At 57.5% G+C, this 12,334-nt stretch carries 13 protein-coding genes and 4 pseudogenes; 12 read left to right on the plus strand and 5 right to left on the minus strand.

The features are described from left to right. Positions 1-13: 13 nt before the first annotated feature. The 3 genes from IB262_RS36765 (at position 14) to IB262_RS36770 (ending at position 1,903) form a co-directional block, all read left to right on the plus strand. A complete protein-coding gene (locus IB262_RS36765; RefSeq protein WP_318267003.1) occupies positions 14-397 on the plus strand; it encodes a hypothetical protein in 384 nt (127 codons plus the stop codon). A 783-nt stretch (positions 398-1,180) separates the two neighbouring features. Beyond that, positions 1,181-1,435 (plus strand): hypothetical protein, encoded by a 255-nt coding sequence (locus IB262_RS29885; RefSeq protein ID WP_034800476.1) that lies wholly within the window; start codon positions 1,181-1,183, stop codon positions 1,433-1,435. Positions 1,436-1,663: 228 nt separating this feature from the next. Next, complete coding sequence (locus IB262_RS36770) at positions 1,664-1,903, plus strand: DUF6766 family protein (protein ID WP_326494182.1); 240 nt, start codon at positions 1,664-1,666, stop codon at positions 1,901-1,903. 189 nt (positions 1,904-2,092) lie between these two features. On the opposite strand, the pseudogene IB262_RS29890 reads toward IB262_RS36770, so the two are convergent. Beyond that, positions 2,093-2,281: pseudogene (locus IB262_RS29890) on the minus strand (hypothetical protein); the annotation flags it as partial. A 382-nt stretch (positions 2,282-2,663) separates the two neighbouring features. On the opposite strand from IB262_RS29890, the gene IB262_RS29895 reads away from it, so the two are divergent. The 3 genes from IB262_RS29895 (at position 2,664) to IB262_RS29905 (ending at position 4,303) form a co-directional block, all read left to right on the plus strand. After that, a complete protein-coding gene (locus tag IB262_RS29895) occupies positions 2,664-2,858 on the plus strand; it encodes a hypothetical protein (RefSeq protein ID WP_029742771.1) in 195 nt (64 codons plus the stop codon). 392 nt (positions 2,859-3,250) lie between these two features. Beyond that, positions 3,251-3,640: a hypothetical protein gene (locus tag IB262_RS29900; RefSeq protein ID WP_192494084.1), complete on the plus strand. Its 390-nt coding sequence runs from the start codon at positions 3,251-3,253 to the stop codon at positions 3,638-3,640. A 135-nt stretch (positions 3,641-3,775) separates the two neighbouring features. Further along, complete coding sequence (locus IB262_RS29905; RefSeq protein WP_029742773.1) at positions 3,776-4,303, plus strand: DUF4142 domain-containing protein; 528 nt, start codon at positions 3,776-3,778, stop codon at positions 4,301-4,303. 188 nt (positions 4,304-4,491) lie between these two features. Here the strand turns inward: IB262_RS29905 and IB262_RS29910 are convergent. Together IB262_RS29910 and IB262_RS29915 are read right to left on the minus strand one after the other, a co-directional pair. Further along, a pseudogene (locus IB262_RS29910) lies at positions 4,492-5,107 on the minus strand (NAD(P)H-dependent oxidoreductase). 75 nt (positions 5,108-5,182) lie between these two features. Beyond that, positions 5,183-5,779: a cysteine hydrolase gene (locus IB262_RS29915; RefSeq protein ID WP_112975838.1), complete on the minus strand. Its 597-nt coding sequence runs from the start codon at positions 5,777-5,779 to the stop codon at positions 5,183-5,185. A gap of 404 nt (positions 5,780-6,183) precedes the next feature. Between IB262_RS29915 and IB262_RS29920 the strand changes: the two genes are divergently transcribed. From IB262_RS29920 to IB262_RS29940, 5 genes and pseudogenes are all read left to right on the plus strand, one after another. Further along, positions 6,184-6,477 carry a hypothetical protein gene (locus IB262_RS29920; RefSeq protein ID WP_162728758.1) on the plus strand — a complete coding sequence of 98 codons (294 nt, stop codon included), beginning with the start codon at positions 6,184-6,186 and terminating at the stop codon, positions 6,475-6,477. Positions 6,478-6,663: 186 nt separating this feature from the next. Then, positions 6,664-6,978, plus strand: a complete 315-nt coding sequence (locus IB262_RS29925) for a hypothetical protein (RefSeq protein WP_029742638.1) — start codon at positions 6,664-6,666, stop codon at positions 6,976-6,978. 74 nt (positions 6,979-7,052) lie between these two features. Next, a pseudogene (locus IB262_RS29930) lies at positions 7,053-7,217 on the plus strand (DUF899 family protein); the annotation flags it as partial. 18 nt (positions 7,218-7,235) lie between these two features. Continuing rightward, a pseudogene (locus IB262_RS29935) lies at positions 7,236-7,531 on the plus strand (DUF892 family protein); the annotation flags it as partial. Between the two features lie 271 nt (positions 7,532-7,802). Further along, the gene (locus IB262_RS29940; protein WP_029742639.1) at positions 7,803-8,105 is read left to right on the plus strand and encodes a hypothetical protein; all 303 of its coding nucleotides are present in this window, start codon (positions 7,803-7,805) and stop codon (positions 8,103-8,105) included. A 176-nt stretch (positions 8,106-8,281) separates the two neighbouring features. Here the strand turns inward: IB262_RS29940 and IB262_RS29945 are convergent, their stop codons facing one another. Further along, positions 8,282-9,388: an AI-2E family transporter gene (locus IB262_RS29945; protein WP_029742640.1), complete on the minus strand. Its 1,107-nt coding sequence runs from the start codon at positions 9,386-9,388 to the stop codon at positions 8,282-8,284. 921 nt (positions 9,389-10,309) lie between these two features. On the opposite strand from IB262_RS29945, the gene IB262_RS29950 reads away from it, so the two are divergent. Continuing rightward, a complete protein-coding gene (locus IB262_RS29950) occupies positions 10,310-11,044 on the plus strand; it encodes an NYN domain-containing protein (protein WP_192494085.1) in 735 nt (244 codons plus the stop codon). A gap of 235 nt (positions 11,045-11,279) precedes the next feature. Here IB262_RS29950 and IB262_RS29955 read toward each other — a convergent pair whose 3' ends face one another. Continuing rightward, positions 11,280-11,540 carry a hypothetical protein gene (locus tag IB262_RS29955; RefSeq protein WP_029742643.1) on the minus strand — a complete coding sequence of 87 codons (261 nt, stop codon included), beginning with the start codon at positions 11,538-11,540 and terminating at the stop codon, positions 11,280-11,282. Positions 11,541-12,334: the final 794 nt, after the last annotated feature.

A 12,334-nucleotide genomic window follows, 5' to 3' on the forward strand; every position in this document is an offset into this window, starting at 1 on the left:
AGCTACTATTTCCATGAGCATGGCCAAGCGCAAGCGTTATCCCAGTATCCCCGATAAGGGCGGAGACAGTTTTGCGCCTGATAGCGAAGTGGGTCGCAGTATGGCTTCACGGCCTCAATGGAGGAGCGGCTCTACTGAAAACAATCGACGTCAGATGGACCCCGGTGAAATCCCGGCCTTCGTCGACGACGTCATCGAGGCAGGCTGCGACATCTGCGCCGTGGGGCATGACAGCTACGTGATTAGCGAAATTGAGGAGCAGACCGCAACTAAGGAAAAGCTTGACCGAATAGTAGAGAAGTACGGCGATCGCGACGCCCTGAGGTGGGAGATCGTCGCCTACCTTTGGTCGATTGGCCGGTTCCTAGAGCTTGCGTCCGAAATCACCCGTCACTAGTTTCGCAAACTCCCGCGGGCAGACACAGTGCCGAGGCTACGGGTAGAATAAAAGCCTCTGCCGGGATCGGCAGAGGCCAATGCACGCTGGTGCAAGCGGCTCGTCTGAACGGATGGAGCACGCTTCCAAAGCTACTGATGGAGGGCGGGGCGACAATTCACCCCAATGGAAGTGCATGCTCCGCCGACATGGAAAGTTTCGCTTCTTGAGCTACCATTGGAAGCGCGCCATATGGGAACGGTTTAGGCTGCACGCCTCTGGGTCTTGATCGCCTTGGAAGTTGGCTTGTCGCCCTTAGCCCTGACGCCATAATTTCGTATGTCTTCAACTGCCCGCCGTCGACCTCCTGCAGAATCCCCTTCATCACGTGCCCGAATAGCCCGAAATGGGTATTTCCCCGGTGGAACCAGGCAAGCCCTGCCGACGTTTTGTGGACGCGAATACCACGAACGCTTTGCCGCCCTTCATGGGAGGTCCCAAATGTACTTTCATTCGGATGATCTCAACTGCGCTCTCGGCCCTAAAGACGTAGAAATGCTGCATCGAGTATTTGAGAGGACCTGCTTCTTAGCGGGATTTCCCAAACTTTCCAAGCGAGGCAATCAACTGGCAAGATTCCTGATTGACGAGTTCCGTGTCGGCCATACCGACGAGGCTTGCCTCCTGGAGTGCGCTCTCTGGTTCACAAAGCGGGATACGCGACAATCGGAGTTCTCGTCTCGTCGTGGGCTGGGTGAAACATCCCGTGTTCGTGGCCCGGCACATGAGTAATCTGGAGGCTACATGGGTTTAGTTCACCTCGGACGGGCGCGCTTGGCAATGGCTCTGCCCGCTCATCGCGAACGATTGCGTTCAGTCAAAGATCATGGTTTGTACGACCTCTTCGAAAAATATGCGTTGGCGGCAAATACACTCGATGCTCTTCAGCGAGAGACGCCCCGACGGGAGGAGCGAATCCATGATTTTCAGCAGCTTTGCCTGGATTTACAGGCTGAGGTCGTCGTCGTGCTTGACCGGCTTCACGAGGAGAGCTGGTAGTCAGACGCAAATTGCATTCACAAACGTGATACGTCTGATCGCCTCAGCGAAGCTCACACCGAATGCCATCACCGCTTGAGGGATGATGTTACGGTCGGAATCAATTCCTCTCGCGCCACCTGAAAGGCGATAGCCCAACACGAAGCAGTCAGGCGGAGAACGCGGAAGTCTCGAGCCACGGGGATCCTCTGTTTCAGTGACCGATCACCTCGCCAGCTCTCAGTTCCGATTCGCGTCCTTCAGAACTGGCAAAGTGCATTTCTATCGACCGCCGTTCTCGTTACTCTCTCGATCTTCCCTAGGGTCCGTGGTTCCTCTTTCTGCCCCCCGCAATGGGGCATAAGGACACCTTGGAGATGGCTACCAGGGCGTATTCGACAGCGGCAAGCCCGCGCACCTCAACTGGCCCGCGACCGGAGGGCAGGCCCCTATAGCGTGGCCGGAGAGGACATCGACGCTGCTCGCTGAGAGGCGCGGGAGCGGGTTCTGATTTCCCAACTCAACCAACGCGTTAGGAACATTCTCGTGGTTGTTGCGGCAGTTGACGCATGTTCTTGAGCTTCGTTGATTGAGCGCCGGGATATTCGTCTTGGAAAATCTCGCGGGTGCGACGGTCGTTCCCACGACCGCTCCAACCGCGCCCACTCGCCGAGCGAACTATTCTTTCGACCGGTCCGGTGCGGCCTGATCGAACCCCACGTCCCAGTCTTTCGGAGGTTCCCTATCTCCTGGCGGACTGCGGTGACCCGACATATCCTCAGACCCGGTGATCACGGTCGGCTTGGCGCTCGATACTCCCGTGCTCTTGCGGTTGCCTTGGGGCTCCGCAAACTGGCCCTTCGCGTCGGCCCTGGTCTTGGTCGCGTCAGAAGGGCGATTTCTCGCGGGTTCCCGATTGTTTTCGCCGGCCGCATCCCGATCCTTTTCGGGATCATTCGGCCTCGTTTTCTCCGGCCCTTCCCATCGCGGTGACTGGTCAGCGCTGCCCGGCGCGCCATCGTTCGGTTTGGTAATCGACATTTCTGCCTCCTTTTCGAAAGGCCGAACAGGCGATGCGCGTTGAAGTTCCCATCGGGATGCATCCGCACAGGCAGGCGCGCTGCACGTATGCGGGTTCGACACCCAACGTCGCGGGGCGATTTTTTGCTCGGCGGGGAACCATATCGATCCCCCACGCTTCTGTTGGTCCCCGCCGACTCTAGGGCGGGACCAACCGAGGAGAACGACAATGGCAAATCAACGCAGCCAGGGCGGCAGCAGCGAACAGCATCGCAAGGCTGGCGAACAAAGCCATAAGAACGACGACAAGCAGCGACAATCCGGCGGTCGCGAAACCGGGGCTGGCAAGAGTGCCGGTTCGGGCGGGGCTAAGAGTGGCGCTGGCACCACGGGCGGCGGTCGCGGCACCGACCGCAAGAGCTGAGGTTCCATGGAAAGGCGGCCAAGGACGTGCACGACTCGATGACGTCGACCGAACCCAGAGGTTTCGGGAAGTCGGCAGGTCACAGTGCCTCGAGCCCTTCCCGGGATCAGATGACGCGGAAGTCCGTCTGGAGACTGAGGACGAAATGCGGACTGTCTGCCCGGTTCCAGGCGAGGTCGCGAGTGCCGATTTGTCCACTCGCTAACCGGACGGGCTGGCTCATCCTGGTTTAGCATACCGGACGGGCTGGCTCATCCTAGTTTAGCATGATGACCGTCCGCCATCCCGGCGGGCGGTCCTTTTTGCATGAAAGCGTTGACAATCTTCGGAACCACCGGTCGCCGAACCGTGTTTTGCGTTGGCGTGTACCAACGAGACAGGAGACAGGAACCATGAACATCATCGCACAACAGGTGCTCACAGATCCCGGAGGCGTGATGACCGTCGAATGGGTTGCAGAAGGCGGAGATGTGATTTCCGTTCGCCTACAAAGCACTGGCGGAGACCTTGGCGTCGATGCGGCCGTGACCAAGGCCAAAGCTATGATGGTGCAAGTAGCCGCGTTCGAAAAGGGGGATGACCGCGAAATCGTCGGTGGCGATGAAACGGGATCGCCGGCGGTGGAGTCTTTGAGAAGCGCGCGCAGCGCAAAGGATACCGGCACTCTGGAAGAACAGCTCGACGAAGGTCTCGAGAGTTCGTTTCCCGCAAGCGACCCGGTTGCCGCGACCACCAGCTCTATTCCGACCGGACGCTCCGATCCCACGAAGAACGAAAGCTAGACACTCGGCCCGCGCGCACGTCTTCTTTGCTCGATCGCCAGCGCGTTGCCAGCGGGCGCTCGGCTGCACCCCGGATCCCGCATACGGCTTAACTCTTTCCACTTGGCAGTTGGACCTGCCGACAGGAGACCTATCATGAAACAGCTCGTTCTTGCTTCACTCGTGCTCACTCTGGCCGGTTCGGCCCTCGCCCAGTCCGCAATGGAAAAGTCCGGCATAAACTCGCTGATCGGCGCTGCACCTAAAACACAGGATTTCGTCCAGGAAGCGGCGACAAGCGATCTGTTCGAAGTTCAGTCCAGCAGGCTTGCTTTGGAAAAGGGCGATGCCGCAACGAAGGCCTTCGCTCAGAAAATGGTCCAAGACCACGAAAAGACGACTGCTGACCTCAGTGGCCTCGTCTCCAGTGGCAAGGTCAAGGCGACCCTGCCGAAGACCATGACGACCGCTCAAAAGGACATGCTCGCCAAGCTGAACGATCTCAAGGGCGAAGACTTTGGGAAACAGTACCGTTCCGATCAGCAGGAAGCGCATGAAGATGCGGTGGACCTGTTCAAGCGCTACAGCGAAGGCGGAGAAAACGCTGAGTTGAAGGCTTGGGCTGCAAAAACGCTTCCGGCCCTGGAGCACCATCTAGAAATGGCGGAGAACCTTATCAAATAGCGCAATGGCGGTTCGAGGGCACGGCCGCGACTATCCGAGATGAAGCTCGATGTGACGAGGATCGCGGTGCGAGCGTCCGGGTCTAACTGGCGGGGCGCAAAATTGCGCTTTGATCGATTGAGCCGCAGCATCATCCAGGTTTTAAACCCGGTACCGATGGGGCTTACTTTGGCGCTTGTTGGAGGGCCTTAGTTCTCGTCACCCGGATATGCAGAGTTCTTCAGCAGGGTGGCAACATGGGATGCATTGCGGGCAAGCATTGCAATCATCGTTTTTACCGGCTCAGGGGTCTTTCTCAGATCGACGAAGTTGGTAGAGCCCATCGCTTCGCCAACCCAGTAAGCGACCGCATTTGCCGGAATGGTGAAGCCGACGTCGTTGAGTGCCTGAAAAACTTCAGCGGAAACGTGATGGGCGCCGTCTTCGTTGCCGACGACAGCAACGACGGCAATCTTGCCGTAAGAAACAATGCGCCCTTTTTCGTCGGTTTCATCAAGGAATGCGTCCATCCTCTCCAGGGCACGCTTGCAGACACTCGATGGCTGCCCGAGCCAGATGGGCGTGCCGATGAGCAGGATGTTGGCATCGAGGATCTTCTTGCGTATATCGGGCCAATCATCCCCCTCACCTTCATCGGAAGTCACGCCTGGTTTTACGTTGATCGGCCAGGCGGACCGTCTCAGTGTCGACGCGATGCTTCTCGAATTCCGCCGCAATAAGACTTAGGATTTTATCGGTGGACGACGCCTCGGTGGCTGCGGAGGATTTTAAGGTGCAGTTTAAGGCAAGCGCTTTCAGGGGCATCGACGGATCCTTCTCACTCGGGACGGGTAACCGGGTTGTTCAAACGACCAGATGTCGTTGACGCTCCGGACTGCGTTACGCTTCACGGCGAGGCGTCGCCGCTAAGAATTCTTCGGTCTTCACGAGTTCGAGCTGGACTGAATACCGATCGCTGAGCAGATCCATGGCGGCATCGTGCGTTTCGTCGGCGCCGCTATAAACCGCATCGCAAAGCACGGTGACGCCAAACCCGAGATCGATCGCGCCGAGGATGGTCGCCAGGACGCAGATATCCGTCTCGCCGCCGGTAACGACGAGGGTTTCCACGCCTTCTTGTCGAAGGTGCGAAAACAACCGGCCATCAACCCAGGGCGAATAGGTCGTTTTGTCGAAGACGCGGGCTGGCGGCACAAGGTTTTGAAACGAGGGCGGCAGCTCGAGCATTTCTTTAGGCAGGTGCTCGCCGGTCATCATCCACCATTTTTGATAGTAATCCCTCCAACTTCCCGCCGCGTCGCGTGGATTCTGGGGTGGCATAAATCGGGTGAAGATTGTGTTGCTCGCATGGCGTTCCGATATTTCGAAAAGTTGCGGTAGTACGTTTTTCATCCACGGCACGTGCCAGGGCGTCTGCTCCAAAAACATGCGTTGGGCATCGACGCAGATATGCCGCCACTTGCCGACTGCTTTCATGCCCCGGTGCCTCCTTCAAGATCAACCGAACCCGCGAACGGCGTGACTGGTTCCCGGATGCCCGGAGTTTTCTGCCACAGGCCAATCACCACAGGCACACAGAACCTTCTTGCAGGCTCCGCGTTCTCTCCTGAGACACGAGAGCATCAATAGCCTCACAAGCAGACACACCGATTTCGACCCGATTCTCACCTCACGAACGGGCATGACCAGTCCTGGGCTCAACAAACGAGAATTCACGCGACGATATCTCACACAATGAGAGGCCCCCAGCGTTTGAACACCTGAAGGCCCAGCTTAGTGACATCGCCAACGCCGCATGGGATGCCTATATGAGTCCAGAATGAGCCCCTACACCCGCAGTGCGGGACCCGGCTATAGAGATCCAGCCTACGAACTCTGTGTTGACTGGATTGCCGCGAAAAGCGATCGATGAGGCGAAAGTACGTCATGACGACAATACGTCGGCCATCTGGAATTCTGTTGGTCAACGCATCCGCGCGAAGCGAGCACACCTGTCCGGGGGAGAATCCAAGTTCTATCGCATGCTGGAGTTGGCTAAGGCGTCGATTGAAGAAAGAGGCGATGTTGACGTCGAATTCCTGTCGCTCGACCGGATAGCCTCTGAGTACGGTCGAAGCATTCACCCCCGCACGGCTTGCTTCTCCACCTCGCCAGCACTTTGTCATTGGCCCTGAGATGGACGGCTGGGCTTACCCGCGGCATCTCAAGGGCCGGATTTTCTCCGTCGTCGTGAGCGACACCGAAGGTGCGAAGAACACGCGGCGGGGCCGCGATCCACGTGGGCAGACAAGGGCGCGCCTAAGCGGAACCTTGCCTGTTATCGAGAGTTTGAACGCGAGGTAGCGAGAAGGAGCGAAACCATGCCTCGAGGTGACAAGTCCGCATACACCGACAAGCAAAAGCGCAAGGCCGAGCATATTGAGGAGGGCTATGAAGACCGTGGCGTTCCGAAAAAGGAGGCCGAGCGTCGAGCCTGGGCCACGGTGAATAAGGAAAGCGGCGGCGGCAACAAGTCCGGTTCGGGCCGTGGGCACCCGGAGAGCAACGCCTCGTCTGAAAAGGGTGGAAGAAAAGGCGGACAAGCCGCTGCTTCGAGACCTAAAGCAGAGCGATCGGCCTCCGCAAAAAAGGCGGCTGCAACCCGTAAGCGCAACGCGGAAAGCGTCCATCATTGATCCACGACACAGGCGGCGGGTGCCGGTGTGGGACGTAACGTTCAAGGAGAAAACATGATGGACTGGGATCGCGTAAAGCGATCGGTCCGATCTTTACGCTCCTGGACCTCACGCCACTTGGCCGACAGGAAACCTGGCAGGACGTGCCGTCCGGCCGTACGCAGGGAGATCCATACAAGTGGTGGGGGCTTCACGACCACTACGGAACTGCGAACAAGCCTGACATCGTTAGCCCGTAGCCCCTGCTGAAGGAGGATGTCTAGCGGCTTGACGAAGTGTTCAGGATCATCGGCAAAAAGCCTGAAAAAAGATGTGGCGCAATCATGGGAAGGCGGCTCGATCATGGAAGTGTATCAAGGCTCGCCCGCGCTCGACGCCGGACTGCTTGCAGCCGCACAGGCTGTCGAACACTACGAAGGGCTCGCTGAGGACCTGGGCGCTGCAGCTGGGCATGAAAGACGCCAAGCTGCTTATGACGACGCTTGACGAAGAGCAGGCGACGGAGATCGCCCTGACCGCGACCGCCACCAAGGTCGTCAATCAGACCGCCGAAAGCGGCCTGACGCAAACACCAGCCCGGCTTGATCCTTTTATCGAGCCGGGCAAAGGCTCCGGGCTCAAGCTTGGCGTCGGGACCGGGACTCTGGCAAAGCTTCCCGGCTAAAGCCGGGGGTCCAGTCTGTCGTCTCCAACTCATGATATCAGACTGCGATCACGAAAGTGCTTCCCATATCTTTGCAGCGGGATCACAGTGATGGCAGGCAAACTCTTAAGCAGCCCTCAAGTTCGGTCTGCGGATATGCCTCCAACCAAAGGAGGACAAGATGTCTTCCAACGTAGCCTCCCATGTCCCCGTTCCCCTCGATATGCTCAAACGGGTGCTCGACACCGTCGGGATATTCGATGTCGGGAGTGCGTGGCACCGCGCGAAAAGACGAGCCGCAGCTCGATTGCTGATCTCGGCTTTTCAACGCGGCACTTGCTCCGAAGCAGCTCTCGTCACCATTCTGATGAGCCAGATCGAAATGCTCTCGCCACCTTTCCCGTGTGAAGATGTCGACCGCTGGGAAAACGAAGGTGGCGGCGTACAGCCTGATCTCGCTGCAGCGCCGGAGACAGTCCATTGATCGGATGGGGCACCAATTGCCGTTTTCTTCTGCATTGCTCACTTTGGTGCCGGTAGCCGCTATCTCCTCGACAGGCAAAGCATGAGGTCACTGCCAGGCCATTGCTATCGCCGGGCCGCCGGTGAGAAGCGCCCAGCCAGACAGGAACTTCAGCAAGGCCAGATTTACAACGTTGCTCAGTTATTCGAGTTGGTTTCCAAATCCACGGGCAAGCCGGAGGCTGCTTGGACCCGTCCCTCGATCTCGGCTGCCACCCACTCGAGAAACAGATTGTACGCGACCGCCAACAATGTGGGTCCAAGAAAGAGCCCAATCAACCCGAAGGCGAGCACCCCGCCAACCAGTCCAAACAAACTGAGCAACACCGGCAGATTGGTGTTTTGGTTGAGCAGGTACGGCCGCAGGAAATTGTCGATGCTGCTGACAAGAAGAAAACCCCACAAGCCGACGAAAATCGCCCAGCCCATGGAACCTTGGAGCAGAAGCCAAAGCCCCACCGGCACCCAAAGAAACGGTGGACCACCCGGCACGAATGACAGCGCAAAAGTTAGGCAACCCAACAATACGGGCTGGGGCACACCGGCGATCCAGAAGCCGGTACCGGCAAGCAAGCCCTGCGCAAGCGCGGTTCCGATCATCCCGTAGACGACCCCCTTTACGGTCGCACCGATGACCGTCAGCAGCCTCTTGGACCGCGGGCCAGCAACGCGCTCGCTGATCTGGCGCATGAAGCCGATCATGCGACGACCATGCAGAAACAGAAAGAAGGTGATGAATATGCTGAGGGCAAGTTCAATCAGGACGCCGCCGAGGGCCGCTCCGCCTGAAAGCGCGATATCCGTGATTGGGCCTGTTAATTTCTTGAGCTCAGCTATGAACGCTGGAGCATCGTGAGCGAGGTTCTCCCAGTAGGCCGCGACGCCTTCGCCGATGATGGGTAGACCGTTGACCCAGTTGGGTGGCGCCGAAGGCCCTTCCTCCAGGACCTGCGTAATCGCTTCTGCCAGGTTCTCTATGTCGTCCACGAGCGCGGTCACAAGGAATGCAAGCGGTGCTGCCAAAGCAAAGACCACCACCATCGTCATTATCGCCGCGGCAGCGGCACGGTATCCTCCGACGGCACGTTCGCATTGGCGGTAGAGAGGCCACGTCGAAAAACAGATAACCGCAGCCCATAGCAAGGCCGACAGGAAGGGCCAAAGGACCAGCGCGCAGCCGACAAATAGAAGTGTAAGCGCACCGAGAGCGAGTAAAGAGCCTATCCAGCTGCGAAGATCTAACATTACCGATCCGCCTCCTCTGGACCGATCGCGTTTTGCCAGAAAGCGGGGCGACGCCTCGCATGGCAAGTCGCATTGGACGGACACTGCGGAAACGCTGAAACCTGGCAGCGGTCAGAGGTTCAGAACGAGTAGCTCCGACGAGCGTTGCTGAAACACTCTCGGAGCTAGGGATGCGCGTGACCGCAATAGGAGGAATTCACTGACCCATAAGGCTGCGATCCGGTCACGATGGGCCTCAAAGGGATCGCTTCGAGAAATTCGATCAGTCCAGGATAGGGGAGTGCCCGCCCGTGACGAACGGCTCAATACCAGCGACCGCGACCGTACCAGCCGCCCCCCAGCAAGAGAACAACGAGAACGATGATGAGTAGTGTGGTGATATCCATCGGGGCCTCTTGGGAGTACCTGGTTATCGTCGATCAGGATGATTGACGATGCTATTTCCTGCCGTACTCCAACGTAGGATGTAACGCGCCAAATGCGCGTTCGTTCCGGCCCCAGCGGTGGGCGACGGTAAACCCGCTCGCCATTGTTCAGAGCTGTTATTTGGCGCGACGCCAGACGCCGTTGACCATCGCCCATGACGTTTCCCGTCTTCTCTTAGCGGCTTGCCGCCATAGGCCCTCTGTGGAGCCGCACAATCATCTTCGATGACCTTTCGCGTCTCCAAAGGACCAGCAATCTCCAATTGCCGGACTACGCCTCCATAAATGAGAGCGTGATCGCCCTTGGCGCGGGGAATATAAGTTTCGCCAGCCGGCTATCTCAGGGATCTGATCGGCAAGGCGCGGCGGGAGAATTCTCCCTCGGCCCGATGCTGATGGCGTTGATGCGGGTGAAAAAGAGTGCTGGCTGGAAAGCCGGATAGTGCGATAGCGAAGCGGCTGCTAAGCTTTGATGATTGGACAAGAGGAGCAAAGCATGCCGTCTGAGCCTCGATCACCACGCCTGGCAGTCCTTATCGACGCGGACAATACCTCGGCAAAGATCGCCGACGGGTTGTTCGAAGAGGTGGCAAAGATCGGGGAGGCGAGTGTCCGCCGCATTTACGGCGATTTCTCGGGCACGCGTTCCAAGGCCTGGGCGGATGTGCTCGCGAAACACGCGATCATTCCTCAGCAGCAGTTCGCCTACACGACCGGCAAGAACGCATCAGATATCACGCTTGTGATCGACGCCATGGACCTGCTGCATAGTGGTCGTTTTGATGGTTTCTGCCTCGTTTCGTCCGATAGCGATTTCACGCGTTTGGCCGCCCGTATTCGCGAGCAGGGCATCGACGTTTTTGGCTTTGGCGAACAAAAGACTCCGGAGAGCTTCCGGCAGGCCTGCCGCCGATTCATTTACACTGAGAACCTGCTCGCAGACGCAGGGAAAGACGAACAGGATACCGCATCAGCGGCAAAGTCCTTGCAACCGGCGAGCGCCGCCGTGCCATTGATAAAAAAAGTACTTTCCCAAGAAGAAACCGAAGAAGGGTGGGTAAACCTCGGTACTTTTGGCAAACAACTGCTCAACTTGGCACCAGACTTTGATCCGCGTACCTTCGGGTTTCGAAAGCTTAGCGACCTCATCCGAAAGACCAACAAGTTCGAGGTTCAGCATGCGGAGGGCCGGCCCGTCAGCATTCGCCTGAAGCAAGGCACCAAGGCATAGTAACGATTGCAGGCATAAGCCCCTCCAACCTAAGACTCGCAACAGACAGTCAGCCGGTGACGTCGCCGTGTTCAGAGCTCCGGCAACGCCTGGGAGTGCAACCGGCGGCAGCGGTCCGCAGCGGGCTCTGAGCATGGAGTAGCGATCTCCGAACGTAGTAGGGCTTCGGCCGATGGAAGGCTGGGCAGGCGCCGGGCCGCAGCGCGTTCTATCAACGCACGCTGCGAATGTTTCTTCAGGGGCGGAGGCGACTGCCGGCCAGCTTGGGGGTATTGAGAATACGCAGCGCTCGCGCTGCATTTTTAGGGCTGAGCCCTTCCATCTTCCAGGTGCCTATTTCTGCGGTCTTTCCCGTGAAGAGGTGATAGATCGAATAGGTTCCGTCTCCGTCGAAACGGCGACTATACTGACCGAGCTGTTCAGACCTGTTCGGCGCCCCCCCTTCGGATTCCCATTCGCTGATGACGAACGCGTGTTCTTCGTGTTTGCTTTTCATCTGCAGCCATCCTTGCGGCAGCCGATGTACGGCGACACTGCTCTGCTATCGGGCGTCATGCCCTGTTCATCGGCTGCGGATTGTCTTTCGTTGCTCTCTTGCTCGTGGCCGAGTTCATCATTGCGGATGCGATACCGAGGCGAGATGTACCTGAAGCGGATTTAGCGATGTGATCGTTTCCGCCGCACGGGGTGAAATATTTGCGCGATCTCCATGGCGCACTGACAGACCGGTCGGGATCGATGGTGACACTTTAACGTTGCCAATGCGGTTAGGGTGACGGGAAGATTGCGGCTATTCGCCAGGTGCCACTATCTCGCCGAGGTCTAGCATCCAAAATGGTGGGTCGAAATGGACTGTTCGATGTTTCGTCCGGGCAACACGCTGCCCTCCTTTTCTGCGGCATACGTGAGCGAGATTCAGCCGGGATCGGCCGTTTGGCGCCAATCACTGCGCAAACAGCTCCCATCGCTTCAGCGTACTCGCACGAAGCTCATAACGACGGGGCCGCAGGTGAATATGCGAAATCTAGATCGATAACCTTGGTAAAGCAAAAAGCCAATCTGTCGCCAAAAACAATCAAAAGTCTGTATGCCTTGAATACGGCTTTACTTTGTCTATTAATTGCGAATCTGTTTTATCGAAAAATACGTTCAGACTCTATAAATATACGAGCACTGATAAATCGAGATACGGTGGTTTTAGTCTCAAAATTATGCACGATAATTATTTGAAACGTACTTTTGAATGAACATTTCAATTGGTTGTTTACATTAAATATTTTAAAGCGCACT

The organism is Ensifer sp. ENS02, from assembly GCF_014851885.1.
Lineage (GTDB): Bacteria > Pseudomonadota > Alphaproteobacteria > Rhizobiales > Rhizobiaceae > Ensifer > Ensifer adhaerens.

Bases quoted from the DNA above. Each gene is read 5' to 3' on its own strand.
- IB262_RS36765 (WP_318267003.1), top strand. From the start codon at position 14: ATGAGCATGGCCAAGCGCAAGCGTTATCCCAGTATCCCCGATAAGGGC.
- IB262_RS29885 (WP_034800476.1), top strand. From the start codon at position 1,181: ATGGGTTTAGTTCACCTCGGACGGGCGCGCTTGGCAATGGCTCTGCCC.
- IB262_RS29895 (WP_029742771.1), top strand. From the start codon at position 2,664: ATGGCAAATCAACGCAGCCAGGGCGGCAGCAGCGAACAGCATCGCAAG.
- IB262_RS29900 (WP_192494084.1), top strand. From the start codon at position 3,251: ATGAACATCATCGCACAACAGGTGCTCACAGATCCCGGAGGCGTGATG.
- IB262_RS29905 (WP_029742773.1), top strand. From the start codon at position 3,776: ATGAAACAGCTCGTTCTTGCTTCACTCGTGCTCACTCTGGCCGGTTCG.
- IB262_RS29915 (WP_112975838.1), bottom strand. From the start codon at position 5,779: ATGAAAGCAGTCGGCAAGTGGCGGCATATCTGCGTCGATGCCCAACGC.
- IB262_RS29925 (WP_029742638.1), top strand. From the start codon at position 6,664: ATGCCTCGAGGTGACAAGTCCGCATACACCGACAAGCAAAAGCGCAAG.
- IB262_RS29940 (WP_029742639.1), top strand. From the start codon at position 7,803: ATGTCTTCCAACGTAGCCTCCCATGTCCCCGTTCCCCTCGATATGCTC.
- IB262_RS29945 (WP_029742640.1), bottom strand. From the start codon at position 9,388: ATGTTAGATCTTCGCAGCTGGATAGGCTCTTTACTCGCTCTCGGTGCG.
- IB262_RS29950 (WP_192494085.1), top strand. From the start codon at position 10,310: ATGCCGTCTGAGCCTCGATCACCACGCCTGGCAGTCCTTATCGACGCG.
- IB262_RS29955 (WP_029742643.1), bottom strand. From the start codon at position 11,540: ATGAAAAGCAAACACGAAGAACACGCGTTCGTCATCAGCGAATGGGAA.